Origin of the sequence: Stagnihabitans tardus, assembly GCF_009925085.1 — a bacterium.
GTDB lineage: Bacteria > Pseudomonadota > Alphaproteobacteria > Rhodobacterales > Rhodobacteraceae > Stagnihabitans > Stagnihabitans tardus.
The window spans coordinates 242550-269070 of sequence record NZ_JAABNR010000003.1 but is presented as its reverse complement, the minus strand read 5'-3'; the positions used below and the strand labels follow the sequence as shown (position 1 = coordinate 269070).

Below are 26521 nucleotides of genomic sequence, written 5' to 3'. Positions count from 1 at the left end.
ATGTCAACAAGGCTGACGTAATTCCTGGCTGCATTTGCAGCTTGGAACGGCAACAGGGCTGACGTAGATTCGACCAAGGGAGGATGCCATGGCAGAGAATACCTCGGGCAGCGAAGGTCTGCTTTTCCTGACCGACGAACAGCTGCGCAAAGGCATCGAGGCGATGTTCTTCGCCTATCGCGGCTTCACGGCCGATCCCGACCGCATCCTCGAAGGCATGGATTATGGCCGCGCCCATCACCGCGCGATCCATTTCATCAACCGCACGCCGGGGCTGACGGTCTCGAACCTTCTGGCGATTCTGGGCGTGACCAAGCAAAGCCTGAACCGGGTTCTGCGGACGCTTTTCGACGACGGCCTGGTCGAGGCCCGCGTCGGCCGCACCGACAAGCGCGAGCGCCGATTGCACCTGACCGACAAGGGCCAGGCCCTGGAGCGCGCGCTGTCCGACGCCCAGCGCGCCCGGATGCGGGCGGCCTATCGGGCCGCAGGGCCGCAAGCCGTCCAGGGCTTCCGCACCGTGCTGGAGGCCATGATGGACCCCGAAATGCGCCGCCAATACCTGCGCGAGGAGGGGCTATGACCGCGCCGGACGCTCATCTTCTGATCGTCGATGACGATGAACGCATAAGGGGGCTTTTGCAGAAGTTCCTGATGCGCAACGGGTATCTCGTGACCACCGCCCGCGACGCCGACCAGGCGCGGCGGCTGATGGCGGGGCTCGATTTCGACCTGATCGTCCTGGATGTGATGATGCCCGGCATGGATGGCATCAGCTTCACCCGCGAAATCCGCGCGCGGATGGCGGTTCCGGTCCTGCTTCTGACTGCGCGCGGCGAGTCCCAAAACCGCATCGAGGGGCTTGAGGCCGGGGCCGATGACTACCTGGTCAAGCCCTTCGAGCCCAAGGAGCTTCTGCTGCGCATCAACGCCATCCTGCGCCGCGTGCCCCAGGTGAAACCGCCCGAGCCCGTCAGCCGGACGCTGAACCTCGGCCCCTTCCGCTATGACCCCGACCGGGGCGAGCTTTGGCGTGGCGAGGAGCTGATCCGCCTGACCGCGACCGAGGCGCAGCTGATGCGGATTTTCGCGGCGACCCCGGGGGCTCCGGTCCCGCGCGAGAAGCTCGGCGCCGATGAGGGCGGAGACCGCGCCGTCGATGTGCAGATCACGAGGCTTCGCCGCAAGATCGAGGACGACCCCCGCCAGCCGCGCTACCTGCAAACCGTGCGCGGCGAAGGCTATATGCTGCAACCGGACTGAGCCTAGACACCCGGCCCTTCCGGGCCAAGCGCGGGGAAGCCCATGAAATTGCCACTGGAAATGCGCATCCGGCGCATGAACAAACGTCTGACCGAGCTGGAGCAATGGGTCGCGCGGGAAAGCCTGCCCCTGGCCGATTGGACGCTGGACGGCGCGCCCGTGGCCATGGGCACCCGCTGGCAGGACCAGGGCCAACCGCGCCGCTTTGCCCATCCGTCCGTCGAAATCCCCGCCCATTGGCCGCTGCATGAGACACGGCTCCAGCTCTGGCTCGGCGGAGAGGGGCTCTTGCGCATCGGCGACCAGTCCCATGGGTTGAACCCGCCGCATCAAAGCTTCCCCCTGCCCTCCCGCCGTTTCGCCATCGAGGCCGATTGCGTGGCGCGGCTGGAGCAAGGCGTCCCCGCCCGCGACGCCGCCCTCACCCGGGCGGAGGTCGTCTGGCAGGAAGAGGACCTCCAAGACTATATCCTCCTCCTGCAGCAGGTCGTGGAATTCACCCGCACCCTCGGCGGGCACGAGGTCGAGGGCTGGGGTGTGCCGAACTGGTTCCCCCGCCGCCCGCATCCCGACCACTCCGACCCGCATCCGGCCTGCGACCCGGTGATGTCCCTCGCCGAGGCGAGCTTTCACCTCCTCGACTGGCCGACCGAGACGCAAGCCTATCTCCGCCGCATCCAACACACGGCGGAAAGCCGCGAGATCTGGCGGCTGCCGGACCTGTCAGGCCCGCTGACCCCCTTGCCCGAGACCGCCCGGGCCAGCGTCCTCCGCGCCCGCGATCATCTGCGCGAGGGCCTGAGGGCGCTGCAAACCCGCTTCCCGCAGCAAGGCGAGCTGGCGTTGACGGGGCACGCTCATATCGACCTCGCCTGGCTCTGGCCGATGGACGAGACCCGCCGCAAGGCCCAGCGCACCTTCCACACCGTCACCCAACTGGCGAAACGCTTCCCCGAGTTCCGCTTCAACCACTCCACCGCGCAGCTTTATGACTTCGTGGCGCAGGACGACCCCCAGCTCCTTGAGACGATCAAGACCCTGGTGGCCGGCGGTCAGTGGGAGCCCATCGGCAATATGTGGGTCGAGCCCGACACCAACATGCCCTGCGGCGAAAGCCTGATCCGGCAGGTGCTGTATGGCGCGGCGCATTTCGCCCGCGTCTTCGGGACGACCTCGACGGTCGCCTGGCTGCCCGACACCTTTGGCTTCTCCCCCGCCCTGCCGCAAATCTTGGCGCAAGCCGGGCTGACATCGGTCTTCACCATCAAGACAAACTGGTCCGAGCGCCACAAGCTGCCGCATGACCTCTTCCACTGGCAGGGGCTCGATGGGTCCCAGGTGCTGATGCACACATTCGAGAACCCGGCCAATGGCTATAATGCCGAGATCGGGCCGAGGGCGGTGCTTTCGACCTGGAAGGACTATATCGACCGCGACCTCGTTGGCGAATCGCTCCTTTGCTACGGCCATGGCGATGGCGGGGGCGGCCCCACGGAAGAGCAGGTCCTGAAGATCCGCCAGCTCGCCGATTTCCCCGTGGTGCCCAGGCTGCGCCATGTGAATGTCAGCGACTGGTTCGGCAGCCTGCCCCCGCGGATGATCCGGACTCCGGCGACCTGGGTGGGCGAGATCTACCTGGAATATCATCGCGGCACGCTGACGACCCAAGGCCGCACGAAATACCTTCACCGCCGTGCCGAGCGCGCCTTGGTGACGGCGGAAATCCTGGGCTCCCTGGTGGCCCTGCGCGGAGGTGCCCTGCCTGCGCCGCTGACGGCGCAATGGCATGTGCTTTTGCGCAACGAGTTCCACGACATCCTCCCCGGCTCCTCCATCGCCGAGGTCTATGCCACGGCCGAGGCCGAGTTGGCCCAGGTCGTGGCCCAGGGCTGCGCCACCCAGGCCCTGGCGCTGGATGCCTTGGCCGCCCGTCACAAGGGCCCCCATCCCGGGGTCGTCGTGGTCAACCCCGACCTGCAAGCCCGCCCGATGCGCCTGGTGCTGGACCAGCCCGTCGCGGGATCGCAAGCGACCGCCGAAGGCCATCTCCTCGCCTCCCCCGAGGTTCTGCCGGGCCTTTCCGTCACGGCCCGCACCCAGACGGCGGCTCCGGGGCCGCTGACGGTCAGCGCCTCCCACCTGGAAAACGCCTTCATCCGGGCCGAGATCGGCGCCGATGGCACGATCACCAGCCTGGTCGACAAGCGCACGGGGCGCGAGGCCCTGGCCGGGCGCGGCAACCAGGTCTGGGCCTATGTCGACAAACCGCGCTATTTCGACGCCTGGGATATCGAGGAGGATTACACCGAGAACGGCCAGGAGCTGCTGGCTGAAAGCATCGCGGTCTCGGAAACCGGCCCTCACCGCGCCTCGGTGACCGTGACGCGGCGCTTTGGCGCCTCGACCCTGGTGCAGCACTATCGGCTGTGGGCCAATGCGGCGCGGCTGGACATCAGGACCGAGGTCGATTGGCACGACCGCCGCATCCTGCTTAAATCGCGCACGCCTTTGGCCATCCACGCGCAAGAGGCTCTGTTCGAATGTGCGCTTGGCGTGATCTCGCGCCCCACCCATCGCAACACGCCCCGGGACTCCGCCAGGTTCGAAGTCGCCGCCCATCGATTCGCCCTGGTCCAGGAGCGCGGCTTCGGTGTGGCGCTTTTGAACGACGGGAAATACGGCCACCACGTTCTGGGCAACGAAATCGGCCTCAGCCTCTTGCGGTCACCCGTCTATCCCGACCTTTTCGCCGACGAGGGGCGCCAGGCCTTCACCTATGCGCTCTTGCCCTTCAGCGGCGATTGGGAGGACCAGGTCCTGCCCGAGGCCCAGGACCTGAACCAGCCGCTGATCGCCAGGGGGGCAGGGGTCAGCCCGGGCCAATGGCAGGGCTTGAGCCTGCTCGGCCGCGTGGCGCTTTCGGCGCTGAAGGTGGCCGAGGCGGGTGAGTCCTTGATTTTGCGGGTTTACGAACCCGCCGGCGGGAGGGTCGCGCTGCGACCAAGGCTGGCCGAGGGCTGGCAGGTCGAGGGCGGCGCGACGCTTCTCGAGGCGCCCGCTGCGGCGGTCGAAACCCTGTCTCCCTTCCAGCTCGCCAGCCTGCGTTTGCGGCCCAGCCAGGCGTCATAAGGCATTTTAACCAAATCCTGACGCGCCGCGGGTCCCGGATGACGGGGCCGGCGGCGCCTGCCTTTTCAGCGAAACCAATTCTTAAGCGGCGGGGTCTATTCGATGGAAGACCCGGAAACCTCCGGGATGTCCGCGTAACACCTTGGTTGATTCGTCATGAGAGATGCCCATGCCGCATGACTGGAAGATTTTCGAAACTGAGGATCGGTTGAGCATCACGCCAACCGATCCACTGATGACCTTCCTGCAAGGCCACAGGGACCAGCCGGTTCGCGTCTCGATGCGCCACCAGAAAAGGCCTGATTCCCGCGTGTTGCAGGTCCTTCTGACGGCTTCGCGCAGCTGGAAGGGGCGCGATCTTGGCTTTGACGTGTCCGACTTGCCCCCCCGGCTGGTTCAGGACTTTGCCCGCCTTGGGCTGACCGCTGACAACACTGGCTGGAGTGGATTGAAATGACCTTGAAGGTTCTTGCCATCGACGATTCCAAGACGATCCGCGAGCTTTTGCGCAGCGTCATGGAAGAGGCGGGCTTCGACTATACCTCTGCGGTGGATGGCGTCGACGGGGTCGAACGCTATGCCGAGGTGCGGCCCGATATCGTGATCACCGATATCAACATGCCGAACATGGATGGCTATGGCGTCATCGATGCGATCCGCAAGGGCGACATCGACAACCAGGTTCCGATCCTGGTGCTGACCACGGAAAGCGGCGACAAGCTGAAGCAGCGGGCGCGTCAGGCAGGGGCGACCGGCTGGATCGTCAAGCCCTTCGACGATGTGTCGCTGGTCTCGGTGATCCGCCGCGTGACGGGGATTGGCTGACATGGGCAATCCGATCCTCGACACTTTCTTCGAAGAGACCGAGGAGCTGCTGGAATCGCTGGCCGAGGGCCTCGAGTCGATGCAGGGCGCCGAGTTTGACAAGGAAACGGTCAACTCGGTCTTCCGCGCGGTCCATTCGATCAAGGGCGGCGCCGGTGCCTTCAAGCTGAACGAGCTGGTCAGCTTTGCCCACAGCTTCGAAACCGTGCTGGACGAGGTCCGCTCCGAAACGCTGGAGCTGACGCCGCAGATCATGCACACGCTGATCCGCTCGGCCGACCATCTGACCGACCTGGTGGACGCTGCCCGCTCGGGCCGCTCCATGCCCGAGGATGTCTCGGCCGGTTTCCTGTCGGCGCTGCAGGCTTGCCTCGGCGAAGGCAAGATCGAGGCCGTCGATGCCTGGGACAATTTCGAATTTGCCGCCGTGACCCTGGATATCGCGCCCATCGAAGAGCCCGGTGCCGAGGCGGAGGGAGAGGCTGCACCTGCGGGTTTCAGCATCGCCTTCAAGCCCCATGCCGCGCTTTACGCCAATGGCCACGAACCGGCGCTGCTGTTTGCGGCATTGGCCGATCTCGGCCAGATGACCACGACGGTCGACCTGTCGGCGGTGCCGGAATGGGACGATCTGAACCCGACCGAGCCCTACCTGTCCTGGACGATCGCGCTGCGCACCGACGAAAGCGAAATCGCGGTGCAAGAGGTGTTCGAGTTCGTCCATGGCCTCTGCGACCTTGTGATCTCGCCGCTGACCGATCCCACGCCACCTGCCAAGGCCGAGCCTGTGCCCGAGGCGAAAGCTGCGCCAGCTCCGGCTCCCCAGGCCGCCGCACCGACGGCGCCTGCGGGCCCCTCGGCCACGGCAGAGGCGCCCAAGGCCGAGGCGCCGACCATGTCGGACCGTGCTGCGGCTGCCGTGGCGGCGCTGAAAAAGCCGGAAAAGGGCGACGATGCCGAGGCCAAGGCGCCGAAAGCCACCTTGCGGGTCGATCTTGACCGCGTCGATCGGCTGATCAACGCGGTGGGGGAGCTGATCATCAACCAGGCAATGATCGCCCAGCGCCTTCAGGACATGACCTCGACCCGCGATGACGACCTCGTCATGCATATCGAGGATTACCGGCTTCTGGCGCGCGACATCCAGGAAGGCGTCATGGCCATCCGCGCCCAGCCGGTGAAATCGCTGTTCCAGCGCATGTCGCGCATCGTGCGCGAGGCGGCCGATGCCACGGGGAAGATGGCCGAACTCGTCACCTCCGGTGAAGGCACCGAGGTCGACAAGACCGTGGTCGAGCGTCTTGCCGATCCCCTCACCCACATGATCCGCAATGCCGTCGACCATGGCCTTGAAAATCGCGAGGCGCGGGCGGCATCGGGCAAACCGGCGATGGGGACGATCAAGCTCTCGGCCTCGCATCGCTCGGGGTCCGTGATCATCACCGTGCGCGACGACGGCGCGGGGCTGAACCGACCCAAGATCCTTGAAATCGCCAAGCGCAAGAACCTGGTGGCCCAGGATGCCGAGCTCAGCGACAGCGAGATCGACCAGCTTCTGTTCATGCCCGGCTTCTCGACGGCGGCCACCGTGTCGAACCTTTCGGGACGCGGCGTGGGTCTTGACGTGGTGCGCAACGCGGTCACGGCGCTGGGGGGGCGGATCTCGATTTCCACCACGCCCGGCCAGGGGACCGAATTCACCATCATGCTGCCCCTGACCCTTGCGGTCATGGACGGGATGGTCGTCACGGTCGGCGGCCAGACGCTCGTCGTGCCGATCACCTCGATCATCGAGACGATCCGCCCCCAGCCCAGCGATCTGCACCGCATCGGCACGGATGAGACGCTTCTGTCGATCCGCGGTCGCATGATCCCGGTCGTCGATGTCTCGCGTGCCCTGGGCTTCCCTTCGCCCGAGATCACCGGCTCCCCCCTGCTTCTCCTGGTGGAATCCGAAGGTCTGGGGGAATGCGCCCTGGTCGTCGATGGGGTGCAAGACCAGCGCCAGGTCGTGATCAAGAGCCTGGAGAGCAACTTCGGCTCGGTGCCCGGCGTCTCGGCCGCCACCGTGCTTGGGGATGGGCGCATCGCCCTGATCCTGGATCCAGATGCCGTGGCCGGCGGCCGTTCCGGCTATCACATGCCCAACATCCTCTCCAACGCGGGAAGGACCGCTTACGCCAATGTCTGAAGAAAACGCCAAATCAGAAGTCGAATTCGTCACCTTCTCGGCCGGCGATCAAAGTTTCAGCATCGAGATCACGCAAGTGCGCGAGATCCGGCGGTGGAGCCCGGTGACCGCCCTGCCCCATGCGCCGCAGGAAGTCCTCGGCGTCATGAACCTGCGCGGCTCGGTCATCCCGATCTATGACCTCGCCGCAAGGTTCGGCCTGGGCCAGACGCCCGAGAATCCGCGCAATGTCATCGTGGTGGCCATGCATGGCGGCCAAACCGTCGGCCTCTTGGTCGAGGCCGTGTCCGAGATCCTCTCGGTCTCGCGCGATCAGATCCAGGAGACGCCGGACATCCGCTCGGAAATGGCGCGGCAAAGCATCACCGGGGTCATCCCGATCGAGGCTGGGATGACCCGCGTCATCGACCTCGGCGCCGTTCTGCACCAGGCAGGCCGGACGCTGCAATGAGCTTTCCCCTCCCCTCCACGCCCCAGGGCGATGACCGGATGCAGGACCGGATCAAGTTCTCGGATGCCGATTTCAAGGTCATCGCCGATCTCGCGATGCGCGATTTCGGGCTGAACCTGACCTCGGCCAAACGCGACCTGGTTTATTCGCGGCTCTTGAAACGGCTGCGGGTGCTTGGGCTGGAAGACTTCCGGGAATACTGCGCCCTGATCTCGGGGCCGAATGGGACGGATGAGCGCAATGCCATGCTCTCGGCCCTGACGACCAATGTGACGCATTTCTTCCGCGAAGAGCACCACTTCAAGCTCTTGCGCGAAGTGGCGCTGCCCGGCCTGATCAAGACCGCGAAAGAGGGGGGGCGCGTGCGCATCTGGTCGGCGGGGTGTTCGGCGGGGCCAGAGCCCTATTCGCTGGCCTTCACCGTCCTGTCGATGTTCCCCGAGGCCGCACGGTCGAACTTCCGGATCCTCGCCACGGATGTGGATCCCGAAATCCTGAAGAAGGCCGAGGCCGGCATCTATCCCGAGGACGAGCGCAAAGGCATCCCCGAGGCCTTCAACCGTTTCACCGAATCCGCCGGCCCGGGGAAATTCACCATCGGCCGCGCCGCGCGCGAGCTGATCACCTTCGGGCGGCTGAACCTGATCGAGGATTGGCCGATCTCCGGTCCCTTCCAGGTGATCTTCTGCCGCAACGTCGCGATCTATTTCGACAAGCCGACGCAGTCCAGGCTTTGGGCGCGCTTCGGTGACTTGCTCAGCCCGGGTGGCCATCTGTGCATCGGCCATTCCGAACGGGTCCTGGGCCCGGCCGAACAGATGTTCAAGGCCGTCGGCATCACCGCCTATCAGCGTCACCCCGGTATCGGTCGTGGCGCCCCATCTTTCGAGGAGCCGAAAAAATGAGCCTGCGCGACACGATCCGCATCATGGTGGTTGACGACATGTCGGTGAGCCGCGCCCTGATCACGCAATCTCTGGAAGAGATCGGCATCACGAAATACCAGACCGAGAACGACGCCAAGGCCGCACTGGGCAAGATCGTCGCGGCTCCGGTCCACCTGGTTCTTTGCGACATGAACATGCCCGGGATGAACGGGCTGGAGCTCTTGCACGCCCTGCGCACCAACAAGACCACGGCGCGCATCGGCTTCATCCTGATCACGGGGCAACCCACGCCCGAGCTTTTGCGCATCGGGCAAGAGCTGGGCCTGAACAACCTGATCCGCAAGCCCTTCACCACCGCGACGATGAAAGCCTCGATCGAGCGCGTCGTCGGGCCGCTGTAAGGAAGGGCATCATGAAGGAACCCCTCCCGCCCCTGCTGGAGCGAACGGCCGCCATCCTCGCCGACAGCGCCCGGCTCCTGCTGCAGATCGAGGACAGCATCGCGCCGCTCCTGGCGCGGCCGCCGCATGGCAGCCAGATGCCCGAAACTGTGGCGAACTTCCGGTCCTCGGTGGTTTCGCTGCAGAAGATCGACCTGCTCAGCCAGACGCTGGAGGATCTGTCGTTCTGGCTGGATGACCTGGCGCAGACCGCGCGCCATGCCGATGACGAGGGGGTCTTCGCTGAACAGGCGATGCGCCGCCTGCGGCTGGCCGACCTGCGGCAGCGCCTGTCCGGACAGGGCGCCAGCGTGGAGCCGACCTCCGAGCCTGTGCTGTTCTGACACCGTCGATGGGCCGGGCACCGCTGTCCGGACCGAAAACCGAAATCGCGATTAATCCGGCCTTAAATCGCCCACGCCATGCTGAATGCAGATGAGTCGACCTGTGGGACGAAAGGAAGAAGGTAGAACATGTCCTTTATGACATCACTTCCGCTGAGGGTGAAACTGCCCGGCGCCATCGTCGGCATCAGCATTTTCGTCGCCGCAACGGTTGGCTTCATCGGCATCCGGCAAATGTCGAACCTGGCGGAGCAACAGATCGCCCAGACGATCATCCGGGATGCGACCACGGGCAAGACCATGGTCGAAAACTTCTATGCCGATCTCACGGCCGACATCGCCGACATGTCGGGCTCGCCCAATTCGGTGGCGGGCTTCCGCCGCCTGACGCTTGGGTGGAAATCCTATGGGCCTGACGGTGCGGCCAAGGCGGTCGAGGATTACATCACCAAGAACCCCCATCCGCCGGGGGAGCGTCAGAAGTTCGACAAGCCAGAGTTCAAGACCACCTACAACGACCAGCACGCGGCCTTTCACCCCTCTTTCCGCCGCTGGACCGAGATGCATGGCTATTACGACATGTTCCTGATCTCGCCCGAGGGCGACATCATCTACACGGTGATGAAAGAGACGGATTTCGGCACGAACCTTCTGACTGGCTCGGACAAGGACGGCCCGCTGGCCGAGGTCTTCGCTGCGGCCAAGGCAGATACCGCGGGCAGGGTGCATTTTTCGGACTTCATGAAATATGGCCCCTCGAACAATGCGCCGGCCGCCTTTGCCGCCTCGGCCATCGTGGACGAAAAGGGGGTCTTCCTCGGCGTTCTGGCCGTGCAGATTTCCGACAAGCTGCTGACGACCTCGCTGACCAGCCTGGCAACGCTGGGCGAGACCGGCGACATCGTGATCGTCGGCGCCGATGGCATGGCGCGAACGAACTCGCGGTTCGAAACCGGGCCCAAGGTGCTGGAGCCCATTCCCTCGATCACGGCCGTCATGGCCAATAACCCGGCGCCTTTCACGCCAGCCGAACTCGCCCCGTCCGAGGGCATCGCCGCCGGCGAGATCGTCTTCGCCCCGATCGCGATCCAGGACCTGTCCTGGCAGGTCGCCGTGCGCATCGACAAGTCCGAGGCGATGGGCCCGGTCTATGCCTCGACCCTCTCCGCGGTCATCGGCAGCCTGGTTGCGGCCGCCCTCTCGGCCCTCATCGGCTGGCTGATCGCCCGCAGCATCGTGCGCCCCGTCGAGCGGATCTCGAACTCGGTGCGGCGCATCGCCGAAGACAACCTCTCTGACGTCGTGCCCGATTCCGATCGCGGGGATGAACTGGGCGATATCGCCAAGTCACTGGACGCGCTGCGCGAAAAGCTGGGCATCGCCGCCACGCTGGAACGGGATCGCAACCGCCACTCCGAAGAGCAGCGCGTCGTGGTGGAGGCGCTTTCGGTCGGTCTGCGCGACCTTTCGGCTGGCAACCTGACCCATGTGATCGAGGGCAATTTCGGCGACTACGAGGCTCTGCGCATCGACTTCAACCAGGCAGCAGAGCGCCTGTCCGAGACCATGGCCGTCGTCGTGGAAACCGCCGAAAGCATCCGCTCCCGGGCGCGCGAGATCAGCCAATCCTCCGAGGATCTGTCGACCAGGACCGAGACCCAGGCCGCCACGCTGGAGGAAACCGCCGCCGCGCTGGATGAGCTGACCGCCTCGATCCGTTCCGCAGCCGACCGCGCCCGAGAGGTCGAAGGCATCGTCCGCTCCGCCCGGTCCGAGGCCGAGGAAAGCGGCAAGGTCGTCGCGGGCGCCGTCTCGGCCATGACCGAAATCGAACGCTCGTCGGACCAGATCAGCCAGATCATCGGGGTCATCGACGACATCGCCTTCCAGACCAACCTCCTGGCGCTGAATGCGGGCGTCGAGGCGGCAAGGGCGGGCGAGGCGGGACGCGGCTTTGCCGTGGTCGCGGCCGAGGTGCGGGCGCTGGCCCAGCGCTCTTCCGGCGCGGCCAAGGAAATCAAGGGCTTGATCTCGGCCTCGACGCAACATGTCGGCCGCGGGGTGGAACAGGTCGGCCGGGCGGGCGATGCCCTGGCCAATATCGTGAACCGCGTGACCCATATCTCCTCGCTGGTCTCATCCATCGCCTCGGGCGCGGCCGAGCAAAGCTCGGGCCTGGGCGAGATCAACCTGGGCGTCAGCCAGTTGGACCAGGTGACCCAGCAGAATGCCGCCATGGTCGAAGAGGCCACGGCTGCGGCGCAGTCGATGAACCAGGAATCTTCCGGCCTCTCCGAGCTCGTTTCGCAATTCCGGGTCCGGGGCAGCCGATTCGGGGCCGATGCCGGCTTCCAGCCCAGCCACATGAACAGCGTGGTCGATTTCCCCCTGCCCGCGGCCCCGCCCGTCGTGCAGATGAACCCGCTGGGCGATTTCCAACTGGCCGAAGAGCCCGAACCGGAGTTCGAGGATCTGCCACCCCCCGCCCCTGCCGCGGTCGATCTGCCGGAGCCTGCACCGATTTCGCGCAAATCCGCCGCATCTTCTTCGACGAGCTCAACGAAGTGGCAGGATTTCTGATCCAGGCTGTCTTGAAGCCATCCACCAGCAGCAGGGGGAGTTTGCGTGTCTGCCATCACCATTATCGTTGCCGGTGGAAATCCGGCCATGCGGATGAAGCTGGTCAAGGCCATGGAGGGGCGGCCTGGCCTGCGGGTCATCGGCCAGGCATCGGATCTTCCCGCCACCTATACGGCGGCAGAGGCGATGGAGCCTGACCTCGTCCTCGTGGCGCGAGACCTGACGCAACTGCCCGAGTTCAGCCTGATGCGGTCACTGTTTCGCGCGCTGGACGCCCGCTGGATCGCCGTCGACCATCGGAGCTTTGGCACGGGGACGTCCCTTGGGAAAGAGCAAGCCGGGGACCTTGACCCGATCGACACCTCTCAGCCCGCCGATGCGATCTGCGCCCAGATTCGGGCCGCGATGCAAAGCCCGGTGTCGAAGCAGCCAGCGCCTTCCATCTCGCCCCCGCTCCGCAGCCTGACGGCGGTCGGCCGCTCGAGCAAGCTGATCCTGATCGGGGCCTCGACCGGGGGGGTGGATGCGCTTCTCACGGTGCTTTCGGCCCTGCCGAAGGATTGCCCACCCATCGGCGTGGTGCAGCACACAGGTCAGGGCTTCAGCGAAAGCCTGATCCGCCTGCTGGATCGGCGTTGCGCGCTCAATGTCGTCGCGGCACAAGACGGGATGGAGCTTGCGCCGGGCCATGTCGTGGTCGCCGCAGGCTGCCCCGGCCACATGCGGCTCAAGTCGACGAAACCCTTCCGGGTCAGCGTGGAACAGGGCCCGCCGGTTTCGGGTCACCTGCCCTCGGTCGATGCACTTTTCCATTCGGCGGTGGGCTCGGCCACGCATGTGGTGGCGGCGCTTCTGACCGGGATGGGGCGCGACGGGGCCGAGGGGCTCTTGGCGCTGCGAAAGGCGGGGGCGATGACCATCGGGCAGGACGAAAGCTCCAGCGTCGTTTACGGGATGCCGCGCGCGGCATGGGAAATCGGCGCAGTGCGCCAGCAGCTGGCCCTGGGCGACATCGCCGGGGCCATCCTCAAGGCCTGTGCCCAGGGAAATGAAGAAGGACGGATCGCATCGTGACTGTCGTTACCGAAGGAAAGATGGTCTATGTGGTGCAGGGGACCTACTATGTCTCCAAGCACCCTGAGGCAAAGTTTTCAACCGTTCTGGGCTCTTGCATCTCGGTCTGCCTGTTCGACCCGGTGGCGGCCATGGGGGGCATGAACCACTTCCTGCTGCCGGCAGGGCGGGGCACCGATTCGGGGCACATCCGCTTTGGCGTCAACGCAATGGAACATCTGATCAACGAGCTGTTGAAAAGCGGCGCGATGAAGTCGCGGCTTCAAGCCAAGCTTTTCGGCGGGGCCCGCATGTCGGCGACGCTTTCGGATATCGGCAAGCAGAATGCCGCTTTCGCCCATACCTTCCTCGCGAACGAGGGGATTCCCATCACCTCGGAAAGCCTGGGCGGCACCCTGGCACGGCGGGTGATCTTCACGCCCTCCACCGGGGCGGCCAAGCAGCTCTTCGTCCAGGCCGACGAGGTCGAACTGAACGAGGTTCCGCCGCCGAAGCCCAAGGCGCCGGTCGTCAACATGGAGCTTTTCTGACAGGTTGATCTTGCAGGGCCTGCCCCTGCAAGATCGCCCGAAAGCGAGGCGCCATGAGCATCGAGGACATCGAAACCCCTGCCGTCCTGGTCGATCTGACCGTGGTCGAGGCCAATATTCACCGGACCCAGCAGGGCTTCGACCAACTGGGCCTGGGGTTTCGCCCCCATATCAAGACGCACAAGATCCCCTACCTGGCGCGGCAGCAAATCCAGGCCGGGGCCATCGGCATCGCCTGCCAGAAGATCTCCGAGGCAGAGGTCTTCGCGGCAGAGGATTTCGACGATATCCTCTTGTGTTACAACCTCTTGTCGCCCGACAAGATCGCCCGGGCCCGGGCCATCGCGGAAAAGACCCAGCTCTCGCTCGTGGCCGACAACCTGGAGGTTGTGGCCGCCCTCTCCGAAGGGTTTCGCGGCGTGGATGAGCCGCTTGCCGTGCTGGTCGAATGCGACACCGGCGCCGGGCGCTGCGGGGTGCAAAGCCCGCAGGCGGCCTGCGACCTTGCCGTCTCGATCGCCCTGGCCAAGGGGCTGCGATTCGGCGGGCTGATGACCTATCCCCGCGCCGATACCGAGGACCAGGTCGAAAGCTTCCTCTCCCAGGCCCGCGACCTGATCCTGAAAGAGCTCGGCGCCTGCCCGACGATTTCCGGCGGGGGCACGCCCTCGCTGAACCATGCCGGGCGGATGCCATGCCTGACCGAATATCGCGCGGGGACCTATATCTACAACGACCGCTCGCTGATCGCGCGCGGCGCCTGCCTGGAATCCGATTGCGCGCTGACCGTTCTGTCCACCGTCGTCAGCCGCCCGACCCATGACCGCGCCATCCTCGACGCCGGGTCGAAAAGCCTGACCTCGGACCTCTTTGGCCTGACCGGTCACGGGCTGATCCTGAACTACCCGGGGGCCGAGATCGTGGCGCTCTCCGAGGAACATGCCCATGCCGATTTCCGCCATTGCGCCACGCGGCCCACGATCGGCGAGAAGCTGCGGATCATCCCGAACCACGCCTGCCCGGTGTCGAACCTGGTGGATCAGGTCGTCTTTCTGCGCGGCGAAGACGTCTGGAGACCCTTTCCCGTCGCTGCCCGGGGTTGCGTGATCTGACCTTAGGCCGCACATTCGGCCCATGACCCTGCTTTTCACCCATCCCGATGCCAGCCGCCACCGCACCCCGCCCGGCCATCCCGAACAGGTGGCCCGCGTCGCTGCCGTGGAAACCGCCCTCGCCCCCCTGGGCCTCACCCGGCGCGAAAGCCCCCTGGCCGAGGAGTCGCTTTTGCGCCTCTGCCACCCCCAGGCCTATATCGACCGGATCAAATCCGCCGAGCCCGCCAGTGGCACTGCCCAGATCGACGCCGACACCTGGATGTCGCCCGGCTCCTGGGATGCCGCCCTGCGCGCCGTGGGCGGGGCCTGCGCCGCCGTGGATGCCGTGCTTTCCGGCCATCCCAATGCCTTCGTCCTCGCCCGCCCCCCCGGCCACCATGCCGAGACCGCGACGCCGATGGGCTTTTGCCTCTTCGGCACCGTGGCGATTGCCGCGAAACACGCGCTGAAGAGCGTCGCCAAGGTCGCCGTCGTCGATTTTGACGTCCATCACGGCAATGGCACGCAGGACCTTTTGTGGAACGAAAACAACGTTCTCTTCATCACCAGCCAGCAGATGCCGCTCTGGCCCGGCACCGGAGACGCCAGCGAAAAGGGCGCCCATGACCAGATCATGAACCTCCCCCTCCCCCCCGGCAGCGGAGGCACCCAGATGCGCGCCGCCTATGCCCCGGCACTCGCGCGCCTGCGCGCTTTCGCCCCGGACCTGCTGATCATCTCGGCCGGGTTCGATGCGCATGAGGCCGATCCGCTCGCCCAGCTGAACTGGGTCGAAGAGGACTACACCTGGCTCACCCGCCAGCTTTGCGACCTTTGCCCCCGGGTGGTATCCGTGCTGGAAGGCGGCTATGATCTTGACGCCCTGGGCGCCTCTGCCGCCGCCCATGTCGCCGTTTTGCAGGAGCAGTCATGACCGAGAAACCCATCGCCGACCTCTCTTTCGAAGAGGCCATGGCCGAACTTGAACGCGTCGTGGGCGCGCTGGAGCGGGGCGATGTCGCGCTCGAGGCCTCGATCGCGCTGTATGAACGCGGCGCGGCGCTGAAGGCGCATTGCGCGGCCAAGCTCGCCGATGCCGAGGCCAAGGTCGAGCTGATCCGCGCCGCCGAGGGCCGCGCCGTGGGCACCACTCCCATGGACGCAGCGTGAGCTTCAAGACCACCATCGCCGCCGATGCCCAGGCGATCCAGGCCGCGCTGCAAACCGCAGTGGTGGGGGAGGAACCCGTCATCCAGGCCATGCGCTATGCGCTGAACGGCGGCAAACGCCTGCGCGGCTTCCTGGTGCTGGAATCCGCGCGGCTCTTTGGCCATGGCAACGCCCTGCCCGCCGCCTGCGCGGTCGAGGCCTTGCACGCCTATAGCCTCGTCCATGACGACCTGCCCGCGATGGACGATGACGACATGCGCCGGGGCCAGCCGACCGTCCACAAGGCCTGGGACGAGGCGACCGCAATCCTGGCAGGCGACGCGCTCCAGACGCTCGCCTTCGAGCTTCTGACCGACCCCGCCTTGGGCCCGGCCGAGCGCCGCATCGCTCTTGTTCGGGGCCTGGCCCAGGCCTCGGGCGCCGAGGGCATGGTCTTGGGCCAGGCGCTTGATATTGCTGCCGAAACCGCCTCCACCCCCCTGACGCTGGACCAGATCACCAGGCTTCAGGCGGGCAAGACCGGCGCGCTGATCCGCTTTTCCGCCGAGGCCGGCGCGCTGATCGCGGGCGAGGACCCCGCGCCGCTCCGCCAGTATGCGACGGCTTTGGGCCTGGCCTTCCAGATCGCCGATGACATCCTGGACGTGACCGGCGACCCGGAAAAGGCCGGCAAGAAGCTCGGCAAGGATGCGGCGGCGGGCAAGGCGACCTTTGTGTCGCTTCTGGGTCTGGACGAAGCCCGCGCCCGCGCCAAGTCGCTGGTGGCAGAGGCCTCCGACGCCCTCGCCCCCTATGGACCCAAGGCCGCGACCCTGATCGAGGCCGCCCACTTCGTCGTCACGCGAGAGAGCTGAATGGACCGTCCCGTCACCCCCACCCTCGACCGCGTGAAGCTGCCGTCCGACATGAAGCGGCTTTCCGACCGCGAGCTTCATGCCCTGGCGGGCGAGTTGCGAGCCGAGACGATCTCGGCGGTTTCGGTCACCGGCGGCCACCTGGGCGCGGGGCTTGGCGTGGTAGAGCTGACGGTGGCGCTGCATGCGGTCTTTGACGCGCCGCGCGACAAGATCATATGGGATGTGGGTCACCAGTGTTATCCCCACAAGATCTTGACCGGCCGCCGCGACCGTATCCGGACGCTCCGGACCGAGGGCGGGCTCTCGGGCTTCACCAAGCGGTCAGAATCCCCCTATGACCCTTTCGGCGCGGCGCATTCTTCCACCTCGATCTCTGCGGCCCTGGGCTTTGCCATGGCGGCCGACCTGGGCGGAGACCCCGGCGACGCGGTGGCGGTGATCGGCGACGGTTCGATGTCGGCGGGCATGGCCTTCGAGGCGATGAACAACGCCGGAGCCCTCAAGCGCCGCCTCTTCGTCGTGCTGAACGACAACGAGATGTCGATTGCCCCCCCGGTCGGCGCGCTGTCGTCCTATCTGTCGCGGCTTTATGCCCAGGCTCCGTTCCAGGAGTTCAAGCAGGCCGCCAAGGGCATGGTCAGCCTCCTGCCCGAGCCGCTGCAAGAGGGCGCGCGGCGGGCGAAAGAGATGCTCAAGGGCATGACGGTCGGCGGCACGATGTTCGAAGAGCTGGGGTTTTCCTATGTCGGCCCGATCGATGGCCATGACCTGGACCAGCTCTTGCCCGTCCTGCGGACGTTGAAGGCGCGGGCGACGGGGCCGGTGCTGATCCATGTGATCACGAAAAAGGGCAAGGGCTATGCGCCCGCAGAGATGGCCGCCGACCGTGGCCATGCGCGGGCCAAGTTCGACGTCCTGACCGGCGAGCAGAAGAAGACGCCCTCCAATGCGCCCAGCTACACCAAGGTCTTTGCCGAAAGCCTGGTGCGCGAGGCCGAAAGCGACTCGCGCATCGTCGGCGTGACCGCCGCCATGCCGGATGGCACGGGGCTTGACCTGTTTGCCGGCCGTTTCCCCAAGCGGATGTTCGACGTGGGCATCGCCGAGCAGCATGCGGTGACCTTCTCGGCGGGCCTTGCGGCGGGGGGGATGAAGCCCTTCTGCGCGATCTATTCGACCTTCCTGCAGCGCGGCTATGACCAGGTCGTGCATGACGTGGCGATCCAAAGGCTCCCGGTCCGCTTTGCCATCGACCGCGCGGGGCTGGTGGGGGCCGATGGCGCGACCCATGCCGGGAGCTTTGACACCGCCTTCCTCGCCAACCTGCCCGGTTTCGTGGTCATGGCGGCGGCGGACGAGGCCGAGCTTGTCCACATGGTCGCCACCGCCGCCGCCCATGACGAGGGCCCCATCGCCTTCCGCTATCCGCGCGGCGAGGGCATGGGCGTCGAGATGCCCGCCCGTGGCATCCCCCTGCAAATCGGCAAGGGCCGGGTCCTGCAAGAGGGCAACCGCGTCGCGATCCTGTCCTTCGGCACCCGCCTGTCCGAGGTCCTGAAGGCCGCCGAGGCCCTTACCGCCCGGGGGCTTCAGCCCACCATCGTCGACGCCCGCTTCGCCAAGCCCTTGGACCGCGAGCTGATCCTGCAACTCGCCCGCCACCACGAGGCGCTGATCACCGTCGAGGAAGGCGCCGTGGGCGGCTTCGGCTCCCATGTCGCCCAGCTTCTCGCCGAGGAAGCGGTGTTCGACCGGGGCCTGAAATACCGCTCCATGGTCCTGCCCGATATCTTCATCGACCAGGCCAGTCCCGAGACGATGTACAAGGTCGCGGGCATGAACGCCCCCCAGATCGAGGCCAAGGTGCTGGAGACGCTGGGGATCGGGGTCGTGGGGTTGAGGACGTGACAGAGGCGTCTAGTCAGTTCACTAACCTTTGATACACGACAGGAGATAGATTCTGGCTTTAACCTATCACCCAGCCCGCGGTTCCATTGTTACTGTTCGGTTTGAACCGGGCTTCCTCCCACCCGAAATGGTAAAGCGCAGGCTTGCAATTGTTCTCTCTCCTGCGATCCGTTCTCGTCCTGGCCTGTGCACCGTGGTCCCCCTGAGCACAACTCCGCCAGAAAAGCAGATGCCCTATCACTGCACCTATACGGTGCCGTTTGAGATGCCAAAGGGTTGGGGCAACATCGAGCGCTGGGTAAAGGGAGACATGGTCACCACTGTGGGATGGCACAGGATCGATCTGCTCTCACTTGGCAAAGACAAGGCAGGCAGGCGCCGTTACCAAACAGAGGCCATTGATACCGATAGTTTTACAAAGATTAAACGTTGCGTCCTGCATGGTCTGGGCTTCTCGCCTTTGACAAAGCACCTCTAGATGCCTATGTTGATAGCGTGGCGGCTCTGCTCATGTCATCCGCATTAAGACCCTTCCAAGGGCCGCTGGCCAGCGTAACGAAAGCAAGTTATAGGTCAGCGCTGTGGGGCCCCGCTTCGGCGGGGCCTTTGCATTTGAAAGAAGCGGGCCATTGATGAAACTCGCCTATATCTCCCAGCGCGGCCACGGAGCCACCGGCACCTGCCTGACCGAGGCGGCCGAGATCCTGACCCAAGCGGGGGTCGCCCTGCAAGGCACGGTCACCGTCCCCGACCCCTGCATTGATCCCACCTGCGACATGCTGATCCGCGTCCTGCCCGATGGGCCTGTCATGCGGATCAACCAGAACCTTGGGAGCCAATCCAAGGGCTGCCGCCTCGACACCGGGGCGCTGGAGGGCGTCGTGATGGAGGTCTCGCGCCACGGGATCGGCGGCCGAGTCATGATCGTCAACAAGTTCGGCAAGCTGGAAGCCATGGGGCGCGGTTTCGTGCCCCTGATCGCCGAGGCCCTGGGCGCGGGCACCCCGGTCATCGTCGGAGTCAATGCGGTCAACCTGCCCGACCTCCTCTCGTTCGCCGGGGACCTGGGCCAAGAGCTCCCCCCCGATCCGCAGATGATCGCCAATTGGGCCTTGGGTCAAATCTGAATAGCCTTTGACTAACCCAGGGTTCAATCGAATTTAGTTCCATTTACGCCGAACCCTGTCATCCTGACCCATAGCGAATGGGGTGCATCATGGGAATCGAGGTCAAAGCGGCGCGTGAGCTGGCGGAGAATGTCTCCGCTCCTTTCGAGCGCGCCCATGCCATGCCGAAATCGGTCTATACCGACGCCGACTTCCTGGCCTTGGAGCAATCGCGCATCTTCGCCACCGAATGGATCTGCGCCGGTCGCGCCGAGACCCTGCCCAACCCCGGCGACTACATGACCCTGACCATCGCCGGAGAGCCCGTCATCGTCTTGCGCGACGCCACCGGCATCCGCGCCATGTCCAACGTCTGCCGCCACCGCATGTCGACGCTCCTGGAGGGGCGGGGGCATACCAAGCTCATCGTCTGCCCCTATCACGCCTGGACCTACAACCTCGACGGGACGCTCCGGGGCGCGCCCGCGATGCAGTTGAACGGCTCTTTCTGCAAGGAAGACAATGCCTTGCCGCAGGTGCGCTGCGAGATCTGGCAGGGCTGGATCCTCGTGACGCTGAACCCCGCCGCGCCCTCGCCCGAGGTCACGCTGAAAGGCGTGCGCGAGCTGATCCCGGCGCTGGATATGGCGACCTACACGGAAACCTATCGCGAGACCTTCCGCTGGGCGACCAACTGGAAGGTGCTGGCCGAGAATTTCATGGAAAGCTACCACCTGCCGATGTGCCACAAGGGCACGATCGGCGGGGCCTCTCGGCTGGAAGAGATGGTCTGCCCCGAGGGGACCGAGGCTTTCAACTATCACTCGATCCTGAAGGACGACCGCGTCCCCCTGGCCCTGGCGCATCCGTCCAACACCACGCTGCAAGGCGAGGACCGGATCAAGACCTGGCTCCTGGCGATCTATCCCTCTTTGCTGATCACGCTGACGCCGGGGTATTTTTGGTATCTTTCCCTCACCCCCGACGATCCCGGCCATGTGAACGTGCTCTTCGGCATGGGGATGAGCGCGGATTGGCTGGCCGATCCCGAGGTGCCCGCGCATCTGGCCAAGGTCAAGGCGCTGCTCGATGAGGTCAACGCCGAGGACAAGGGCTGCACGGAAAAGGTCTACCAGGGTCTTCTGTCCAGCATGGCGAAGCCGGGGCCGCTGAGCCACCTGGAGCGGCCCAATTACGAATTCGCGCAGTATCTGTCGCGCAAGACGAGGTAAGTCATGGAAAAGGTTCAAGCCCTGGTCGTCGGCGGCGGCCAGGCGGGCATTGCGATGTCCGAGCATCTGCAACGCATCGGCCTGCAACATGTCGTGCTTGAAAAGGCCCGCATCGCCGAGAATTGGCGGACGGCGCGCTGGGACAGCCTGGTCGCCAATGGCCCGGCGTGGCACGACCGCTTTCCGAACCGGACCTTTTCCTCGGACCCCGACGGCTTCCCGGGCAAGGAGGAGGTGGCCGATTACATGGCGGGTTATGCGGCGCAGATAAACGCACCGATCCGCACCGGCGTGACGGTGACCAAGGTCCGCCGCTTGGACAGCCGCGCGGGCTTTCGTGTCGAAACCAGCGCCGGAGACTTCGAGGCCGATTACGTGATCTCGGCCACCGGGCCGTTTCAAAAGCCGGTGATCCCGCAGATGGTGGAGGACCCTGCGATCACCCAGCTGCATTCCACCGCCTATCGCAACCCGCAAAGCCTGCCCGAAGGCGGGGTTCTGGTGGTCGGCGCGGGCTCGTCGGGCGCGCAGATCGCCGAGGAGCTGCGGCGCGCGGGCCGCAAGACCTGGATCGCGGTGGGCCCCCATGGGCGGCCTCCGCGCGCCTATCGGGGCCGCGATTTCTGCTGGTGGCTGGGGGTCCTGAACAAGTGGGACATGGAGTATCAGCCGGGCAACGAACATGTGACCATCGCGGTCTCGGGCGCCTATGGTGGGCGGACGATGGACTTCCGCCGCCTCGCGCATGAGGGCCTGATCCTGACCGGCCGGGCCGAGGCCTATGACAACGGCGTCATGACCTTCGCGAACGACCTCGCGGCGAACATCGCCAAGGGGGACGCCGATTACCTGGCCGTCCTGGCCGAGGCCGACGCTTTCGTCACCGCCCATGGCCTGACCCTGCCCGAAGAGCCCGAGGCCCATGTCATCCCCCCCGACCCCGATTGCGTGACGCATCCGATCCGGAGCCTCGACCTGAAGGCCGAGGGCATCCGCACGATCATCTGGGCCACGGGCTTCGAGAACGACTATTCTTGGCTGGATGTCCCGGTGGTGAAGGACAACAAGCCGCAGCACAAGCGCGGCGTGACGGATGTGACGGGCTTCTATTTCGTGGGCCTGCCCTGGCTCTCGCGCCGGGGCTCGGCCTTCATCTGGGGCGTCTGGCACGATGCGAAATTCGTGGCCGATCACATCGACAAGCTGCAAAATTACCTCGCCTATCAAGGAGCTGCCGAATGACCACCCACCGCCGCATCCGTCCCTTCAACACGAAGGTGACCTATCCCGAACAGAACCTGGACAACGACCTCTGCCACGCGGTGGTCACGCGCGGAGGCACCACCGTCTGGTTCCGCGGCGCCTGCCCGCAGGACCTGGATACCTCGGAAAGCCTGATGACCACCGACCCGGTCGCCCAGACCCACAAGGTGATGCAGAACATCCAACAGCTGATCGGCGAGGCCGGCGGCAAGATGGAGCACCTGGTGAAGCTGGTCGTCTACCTGACCGATGTCCGCCACCGCGAAGCCGTCTACCGCACGATGGGCGAGTATATCAAAGGCGTCCACCCGGTCTGCACCGGCCTGACCGTGGTGGCCTTGGCCCGCCCCGAATGGCTGGTCGAAATCGACGCCACCGCCGTCATCCCTGATTGACCCCCCGGGGAGGCGCTGCCTCCCCGGACCCCTCCGGGATATTTGTGCCAGTATGAAAGACATACCCCTTTCATACTGGCATAAATATCTCTGGGGGTCCGGGGGCAAAGCCTCCGGGGCTATCCGCTGGAGCCACGCATGACCTTTTCGCTTGTTGCGCTTTGTGAAGAGACCGGACAGTTCGGGATGGCGATATCCTCGTCCTCTCCGGCAGTGGCGGCGCGTTGTGCCAATGCCCGGGCCGGGGTGGGGGCGGCGGCCTCGCAGAATGTCACCAACCCGGGGCTGGGGCCCCTGATGCTGGACGGCATGGCGCGGGGGCTTTCGGCGGAGGAGGCCGTGGCGGCTGCGGTCAAGGCCGAGGCTTACCCGGAATATCGCCAGCTTCTGTGCATCGACCGACAGGGCCGCACCGGGGTTTGGTCCGGCGAGAAGGCGCTTGGGGTCTGGGGCGCCGCCGAGGGGCGTTGCGTCGCGGCGGGGGGGAACCTTCTGGCCGATCCGGGGGTCCCCTTGGCCATGGTCCGGGCCTTTGAGGGTGCCAAGGGCCATCTCGGCCACCGGCTGCTGATCGCCATGCGGGCGGCGCTTGCCCTGGGCGGAGAGGCGGGGCCGGTGCATTCCGCCGGCCTCTTGATCGTGGGGGAACATCCCTGGCCGCTCGCGGAACTGCGTTGCGACTGGGAGGAGGGGGATCCGATCGCCCATATCTCCCGTGCCTGGGAGGTCTATAGGCCCCAGATGGCGGCCTATCAGACCCGGGCCTTGGACCCCCGCGCCGCGCCGTCCTATGGCGTGCCGGGCGACAAGTGAGCCTGCGCTTCACCCTGCGGCAGCTGGAATACCTGGTCGCCGTCGGCCAGGCGGGCTCGATCACCCTGGCGGCGGAGAGGCTCAATGTCTCGGCCCCCTCGATCTCGACCGCCATTGCCGCCTTGGAGGCCGAGTTCGGCCTGCCGCTCTTCGTGCGCAAACATGCCCATGGCCTCTCGCCCACCCCGGCCGGGCGCGAGATGATAAGGGCCGCCGCCGAGACCCTGGCCTCGGCGGCGCGGCTTTCGGACCTTGCGGCCACGGCGCGGGGCACGGTGGCGGGGCGGCTGACCGTGGGCTGCCTGCTGACCTTTGCGCAGATCGTGGTCCCGCAACTGCGGCGCTCTTTCCTGGCGCGCTATCCGCAAGTGGCCTTCCACCAGGCGGAGACCCACCAGGCTGCCCTGATCGAGGGCCTGCGCGATGCCTCGCTGGACGCCGTCCTGACCTATGACCTTTCGCTGCCCACGGATCTCGAGTTTCTTGAACTCGCCACCCTGCCGCCCTTCGTCATGCTGGGGCCGGATCATCCCCTGGCGGATCGGCCGATCCTGACCATGGCAGAGCTTGCGCCCCATCCCCTCGTGCTTTTGGACCTGCCGCTCTCGGCCGATTACTTCCTGGGTTTCTTCGAGACGGCGGCGCTGCGGCCCCGGATCTCCGAGAAATCGCGTGACATGGCCGTGGTGCAAAGCCTGGTCGCCAATGGCTTCGGCTATGCTTTCGGCAATGTGCGCCCCCTGTCGGACCGAGCGCCGGACGGGCGGCCACTGCTCTTCCGCCCGCTGCAAGGCGTGGCGCCCTTGCGGATGGGGCTCTTGACGGCCCAAGGCGCGGCCGCCTCCCTGACCATCCGCGCCTTCATCGACCATGCACGCGAGACCCTGCCCGCGCTTCTGCCGGAGTTGACGATATGACTTATGACCTTCTGTTCCAGCCCGTGAAGATCGGCGCCAAGACCGCCAAGAACCGCTTCTACCAGGTGCCGCATTGCAATGGCGGGGGCTATCGCGACCCCTCGGCTGCGGCGGCGATGCGGGGGATCAAGGCTGAGGGCGGCTGGGGGGTGATCTTCACCGAACAGACCGAGATGCATCACACCTCGGAAATCACCCCCTTCATCGAACTGCGGCTGTGGGAGGACAAGGACATCCCCTCCATCGCCAAGATGGCCGCGGCAATGAAGACACATGGGGCGCTGGCGGGGATCCAGCTGGCCTACAGCGGCATCAACGGGCCGAACATGTACACCAAGGAGGTGCCCCTGGCGCCCTCGGCCCTGCCCATCCGGACCTTCACCAACGACCCGGTGCAGGCAAGGGCGATGGACCGGGAGGATATCCGCAACCTGCGGCGCTGGTTCGTCAATGCGGCGAAGCGCTGCAAGGTGGCCGAATTCGACCTGATCTGCCTTTACGGCGCCCATGGCTTCGGGATTTTCCAGCATTTCCTGAGCCGCGCGACCAACCAGCGCAGCGATGAATACGGCGGGTCCTTGGAGAACCGCTCGCGCTTTGCCCGTGAGGTCGTGGCGGATATGCGCGACGCGGTGGGGGATGACCTGGCGATCACCATGCGGGTGAGCCTCGATGAGACCATCGGCGACCTTGGGTTTTCGAATGCCGAGGTGCGGGATTTCATCGCGATGAATGCCGAGCTTCCCGACCTTTGGGACCTCGCCATGGGGACCTGGGAGGATTGCTCGGGGCCTTCGCGCTTCAAGGCCGAGGCGGCGCAGGAGGACTGGGTGCGGGGGATACGAGAGCTCTCGCCCAAGCCCGTGGTGGGGGTGGGGCGGTTCACCTCGCCGGATGTGATGGTGCGGATGGTGAAATCCGGGGTGCTGGATTTCATCGGCTGTGCGAGGCCGTCCATCGCCGATCCGTTCCTGCCGAAGAAGATCCAGGAGGGGCGGATCGAGGATATCCGCGAATGCATCGGCTGCAATATCTGCGTGACGGGGGATATGACCCAGGGCATGGGGCGCTGCACGCAGAACCCGACCTGGATGGAGGAATGGCGCCGCGGCTGGCATCCGGAGAAGATCGCGGCCAAGGGGGAGAGCCAGACGGTCCTGGTCATCGGTTCCGGCCCCGCGGGCCTGGAGGCGGCGCGGGCCTGCGCCCTGCGGGGCTACGATTTGGCCGTGGCCGAGGCCCTGGAGGTCTTTGGCGGGCGGGTCACGCGGGAACGCACCCTGCCAGGGCTGTCGGCCTGGGGGCGGGTGGCGGATTACCGGCTTTATCAGCTGGGGCAGCGAGCCAATGTGCAGATGTATCAGGGGTCTCGGTTGACGGCAGCGGAGGTGCTGGAGTTCGGCTTTCAGCACGTCTGCGTGGCCACCGGGTCGCGCTGGCGGGCGGACGGCGTGGCGCGGCAGCATGTGGTGCCGATGCCGATTTCGGGCCGGGTCTATACGCCGGATGACCTGATGGCGGGGGATGTGCCCTCGGGCCATGTGGTCGTCTATGACGACGACCATTACTACATGGGCGGGGTTCTTGCGGAATTGCTGGCGACCAAGGGGGCGCGGGTGACCTTTGTCACGCCCTCGGCCTATGTCTCGGATTGGACGGCGAATACTTTGGAGCTGTCGTCGATTTACCGCAGGCTGAGCGGTCTGGGGGTGACGATCCGGCTGAATACGGGGGTGACCCGCGTCGGCCCCGGTGCGGTGGAGCTGAACTGCAGCTACACCGACCGGCGCGAGGTCCTGGACTGTGACGCCGTGGTCCTCGTGGCCTCGCGCGTGGCCGAGGACGGGCTGTATCACGATATCATGGCGCGGCAAGTCGAATGGGCGGACCATGGCCTGCGCTCGGTGCGGCTGATCGGGGATGCGGCGGCGCCTGCACCCATCGCCTGGGCGACCTTTGCCGGCCACCGCTATGCAAGGGAACTTGACGAGCCCGACTGGGGCGACGCCCTGCCCTTCCGCCGCGAAGTCACCGCTCTCGAAGACTGAATGG

Annotated in this window: 26 protein-coding genes; all 26 read left to right on the top strand. The window is 65.8% G+C overall.

Going from position 1 to position 26521, the window contains the following annotated elements; translation table 11 throughout:
* Positions 1-88: 88 nt before the first annotated feature.
* Entirely contained in the window at positions 89-583 is a 495-nt protein-coding gene (locus tag GV832_RS04800; RefSeq protein ID WP_168773689.1) for a MarR family winged helix-turn-helix transcriptional regulator, read from the top strand.
* Positions 580-1263: a response regulator gene (locus tag GV832_RS04795; RefSeq protein ID WP_168773688.1), complete on the top strand. Its 684-nt coding sequence runs from the start codon at positions 580-582 to the stop codon at positions 1261-1263. Before GV832_RS04800 ends, GV832_RS04795 begins: the two co-directional genes overlap by 4 nt.
* 75 nt (positions 1264-1338) lie before the next feature.
* Entirely contained in the window at positions 1339-4392 is a 3054-nt protein-coding gene (locus tag GV832_RS04790; RefSeq protein WP_227754221.1) for an alpha-mannosidase, read from the top strand.
* Positions 4393-4561: 169 nt separating this feature from the next.
* The gene (locus GV832_RS04785; RefSeq protein WP_168773686.1) at positions 4562-4849 is read left to right on the top strand and encodes an STAS domain-containing protein; all 288 of its coding nucleotides are present in this window, start codon (positions 4562-4564) and stop codon (positions 4847-4849) included.
* Positions 4846-5217 carry a response regulator gene (locus GV832_RS04780; RefSeq protein ID WP_168773685.1) on the top strand — a complete coding sequence of 124 codons (372 nt, stop codon included), beginning with the start codon at positions 4846-4848 and terminating at the stop codon, positions 5215-5217. Before GV832_RS04785 ends, GV832_RS04780 begins: the two co-directional genes overlap by 4 nt.
* Before the next feature lies 1 nt (position 5218).
* Positions 5219-7408, top strand: coding sequence for a chemotaxis protein CheA (locus GV832_RS04775; protein ID WP_168773684.1), 2190 nt, complete (start codon positions 5219-5221; stop codon positions 7406-7408).
* Positions 7401-7859, top strand: a complete 459-nt coding sequence (locus GV832_RS04770; RefSeq protein ID WP_168773683.1) for a chemotaxis protein CheW — start codon at positions 7401-7403, stop codon at positions 7857-7859. Before GV832_RS04775 ends, GV832_RS04770 begins: the two co-directional genes overlap by 8 nt.
* Positions 7856-8764, top strand: a complete 909-nt coding sequence (locus GV832_RS04765) for a CheR family methyltransferase (protein WP_168773682.1) — start codon at positions 7856-7858, stop codon at positions 8762-8764. The genes GV832_RS04770 and GV832_RS04765 overlap by 4 nt, the downstream gene beginning before the upstream one ends.
* Positions 8761-9147 carry a response regulator gene (locus tag GV832_RS04760; RefSeq protein ID WP_168773681.1) on the top strand — a complete coding sequence of 129 codons (387 nt, stop codon included), beginning with the start codon at positions 8761-8763 and terminating at the stop codon, positions 9145-9147. Before GV832_RS04765 ends, GV832_RS04760 begins: the two co-directional genes overlap by 4 nt.
* A gap of 11 nt (positions 9148-9158) precedes the next feature.
* Positions 9159-9530 (top strand): DUF8776 family protein, encoded by a 372-nt coding sequence (locus GV832_RS04755; protein ID WP_168773680.1) that lies wholly within the window; start codon positions 9159-9161, stop codon positions 9528-9530.
* A 129-nt stretch (positions 9531-9659) separates the two neighbouring features.
* Positions 9660-12110: a methyl-accepting chemotaxis protein gene (locus tag GV832_RS04750; protein WP_168773679.1), complete on the top strand. Its 2451-nt coding sequence runs from the start codon at positions 9660-9662 to the stop codon at positions 12108-12110.
* Between the two features lie 45 nt (positions 12111-12155).
* The gene (locus tag GV832_RS04745) at positions 12156-13184 is read left to right on the top strand and encodes a chemotaxis protein CheB (RefSeq protein ID WP_354001919.1); all 1029 of its coding nucleotides are present in this window, start codon (positions 12156-12158) and stop codon (positions 13182-13184) included.
* Entirely contained in the window at positions 13181-13714 is a 534-nt protein-coding gene (locus GV832_RS04740) for a chemotaxis protein CheD (RefSeq protein WP_354001918.1), read from the top strand. Before GV832_RS04745 ends, GV832_RS04740 begins: the two co-directional genes overlap by 4 nt.
* A gap of 53 nt (positions 13715-13767) precedes the next feature.
* Entirely contained in the window at positions 13768-14826 is a 1059-nt protein-coding gene (locus GV832_RS04735; RefSeq protein ID WP_168773678.1) for a D-TA family PLP-dependent enzyme, read from the top strand.
* Positions 14827-14848: 22 nt separating this feature from the next.
* Positions 14849-15742 carry a histone deacetylase family protein gene (locus tag GV832_RS04730; protein ID WP_168773677.1) on the top strand — a complete coding sequence of 298 codons (894 nt, stop codon included), beginning with the start codon at positions 14849-14851 and terminating at the stop codon, positions 15740-15742.
* Positions 15739-15978 (top strand): exodeoxyribonuclease VII small subunit, encoded by a 240-nt coding sequence (locus GV832_RS04725; protein ID WP_168773676.1) that lies wholly within the window; start codon positions 15739-15741, stop codon positions 15976-15978. The genes GV832_RS04730 and GV832_RS04725 overlap by 4 nt, the downstream gene beginning before the upstream one ends.
* Before the next feature lie 35 nt (positions 15979-16013).
* Positions 16014-16832, top strand: a complete 819-nt coding sequence (locus GV832_RS04720; RefSeq protein ID WP_354001922.1) for a polyprenyl synthetase family protein — start codon at positions 16014-16016, stop codon at positions 16830-16832.
* Positions 16833-18743, top strand: coding sequence for a 1-deoxy-D-xylulose-5-phosphate synthase (gene dxs, locus GV832_RS04715; RefSeq protein WP_168773675.1), 1911 nt, complete (start codon positions 16833-16835; stop codon positions 18741-18743).
* A gap of 49 nt (positions 18744-18792) precedes the next feature.
* The gene (locus tag GV832_RS04710) at positions 18793-19221 is read left to right on the top strand and encodes a type II toxin-antitoxin system PemK/MazF family toxin (protein WP_354001921.1); all 429 of its coding nucleotides are present in this window, start codon (positions 18793-18795) and stop codon (positions 19219-19221) included.
* 154 nt (positions 19222-19375) lie between these two features.
* Positions 19376-19870 carry a DUF2478 domain-containing protein gene (locus GV832_RS04705; protein WP_168773674.1) on the top strand — a complete coding sequence of 165 codons (495 nt, stop codon included), beginning with the start codon at positions 19376-19378 and terminating at the stop codon, positions 19868-19870.
* Positions 19871-19959: 89 nt separating this feature from the next.
* Complete coding sequence (locus GV832_RS04700; RefSeq protein WP_168773673.1) at positions 19960-21081, top strand: aromatic ring-hydroxylating oxygenase subunit alpha; 1122 nt, start codon at positions 19960-19962, stop codon at positions 21079-21081.
* 3 nt (positions 21082-21084) lie between these two features.
* The gene (locus GV832_RS04695; protein ID WP_168773672.1) at positions 21085-22323 is read left to right on the top strand and encodes a flavin-containing monooxygenase; all 1239 of its coding nucleotides are present in this window, start codon (positions 21085-21087) and stop codon (positions 22321-22323) included.
* Positions 22320-22739, top strand: a complete 420-nt coding sequence (locus tag GV832_RS04690; RefSeq protein ID WP_168773671.1) for a RidA family protein — start codon at positions 22320-22322, stop codon at positions 22737-22739. Before GV832_RS04695 ends, GV832_RS04690 begins: the two co-directional genes overlap by 4 nt.
* A gap of 138 nt (positions 22740-22877) precedes the next feature.
* Positions 22878-23552, top strand: coding sequence for a DUF1028 domain-containing protein (locus GV832_RS04685; RefSeq protein WP_168773670.1), 675 nt, complete (start codon positions 22878-22880; stop codon positions 23550-23552).
* Positions 23549-24469 (top strand): LysR family transcriptional regulator, encoded by a 921-nt coding sequence (locus GV832_RS04680; RefSeq protein ID WP_168773669.1) that lies wholly within the window; start codon positions 23549-23551, stop codon positions 24467-24469. Before GV832_RS04685 ends, GV832_RS04680 begins: the two co-directional genes overlap by 4 nt.
* Complete coding sequence (locus GV832_RS04675; protein ID WP_168773668.1) at positions 24466-26517, top strand: oxidoreductase; 2052 nt, start codon at positions 24466-24468, stop codon at positions 26515-26517. Before GV832_RS04680 ends, GV832_RS04675 begins: the two co-directional genes overlap by 4 nt.
* Positions 26518-26521 lie beyond the last annotated feature (4 nt).

Excerpts from the sequence above, each read along its gene's own strand:
- GV832_RS04800 (WP_168773689.1), top strand. The coding sequence starts at position 89 with ATGGCAGAGAATACCTCGGGCAGCGAAGGTCTGCTTTTCCTGACCGAC.
- GV832_RS04795 (WP_168773688.1), top strand. The coding sequence starts at position 580 with ATGACCGCGCCGGACGCTCATCTTCTGATCGTCGATGACGATGAACGC.
- GV832_RS04790 (WP_227754221.1), top strand. The coding sequence starts at position 1,339 with ATGAACAAACGTCTGACCGAGCTGGAGCAATGGGTCGCGCGGGAAAGC.
- GV832_RS04785 (WP_168773686.1), top strand. The coding sequence starts at position 4,562 with ATGCCGCATGACTGGAAGATTTTCGAAACTGAGGATCGGTTGAGCATC.
- GV832_RS04780 (WP_168773685.1), top strand. The coding sequence starts at position 4,846 with ATGACCTTGAAGGTTCTTGCCATCGACGATTCCAAGACGATCCGCGAG.
- GV832_RS04775 (WP_168773684.1), top strand. The coding sequence starts at position 5,219 with ATGGGCAATCCGATCCTCGACACTTTCTTCGAAGAGACCGAGGAGCTG.
- GV832_RS04770 (WP_168773683.1), top strand. The coding sequence starts at position 7,401 with ATGTCTGAAGAAAACGCCAAATCAGAAGTCGAATTCGTCACCTTCTCG.
- GV832_RS04765 (WP_168773682.1), top strand. The coding sequence starts at position 7,856 with ATGAGCTTTCCCCTCCCCTCCACGCCCCAGGGCGATGACCGGATGCAG.
- GV832_RS04760 (WP_168773681.1), top strand. The coding sequence starts at position 8,761 with ATGAGCCTGCGCGACACGATCCGCATCATGGTGGTTGACGACATGTCG.
- GV832_RS04755 (WP_168773680.1), top strand. The coding sequence starts at position 9,159 with ATGAAGGAACCCCTCCCGCCCCTGCTGGAGCGAACGGCCGCCATCCTC.
- GV832_RS04750 (WP_168773679.1), top strand. The coding sequence starts at position 9,660 with ATGTCCTTTATGACATCACTTCCGCTGAGGGTGAAACTGCCCGGCGCC.
- GV832_RS04735 (WP_168773678.1), top strand. The coding sequence starts at position 13,768 with ATGAGCATCGAGGACATCGAAACCCCTGCCGTCCTGGTCGATCTGACC.
- GV832_RS04730 (WP_168773677.1), top strand. The coding sequence starts at position 14,849 with ATGACCCTGCTTTTCACCCATCCCGATGCCAGCCGCCACCGCACCCCG.
- GV832_RS04725 (WP_168773676.1), top strand. The coding sequence starts at position 15,739 with ATGACCGAGAAACCCATCGCCGACCTCTCTTTCGAAGAGGCCATGGCC.
- dxs (WP_168773675.1), top strand. The coding sequence starts at position 16,833 with ATGGACCGTCCCGTCACCCCCACCCTCGACCGCGTGAAGCTGCCGTCC.
- GV832_RS04705 (WP_168773674.1), top strand. The coding sequence starts at position 19,376 with ATGAAACTCGCCTATATCTCCCAGCGCGGCCACGGAGCCACCGGCACC.
- GV832_RS04700 (WP_168773673.1), top strand. The coding sequence starts at position 19,960 with ATGGGAATCGAGGTCAAAGCGGCGCGTGAGCTGGCGGAGAATGTCTCC.
- GV832_RS04695 (WP_168773672.1), top strand. The coding sequence starts at position 21,085 with ATGGAAAAGGTTCAAGCCCTGGTCGTCGGCGGCGGCCAGGCGGGCATT.
- GV832_RS04690 (WP_168773671.1), top strand. The coding sequence starts at position 22,320 with ATGACCACCCACCGCCGCATCCGTCCCTTCAACACGAAGGTGACCTAT.
- GV832_RS04685 (WP_168773670.1), top strand. The coding sequence starts at position 22,878 with ATGACCTTTTCGCTTGTTGCGCTTTGTGAAGAGACCGGACAGTTCGGG.
- GV832_RS04675 (WP_168773668.1), top strand. The coding sequence starts at position 24,466 with ATGACTTATGACCTTCTGTTCCAGCCCGTGAAGATCGGCGCCAAGACC.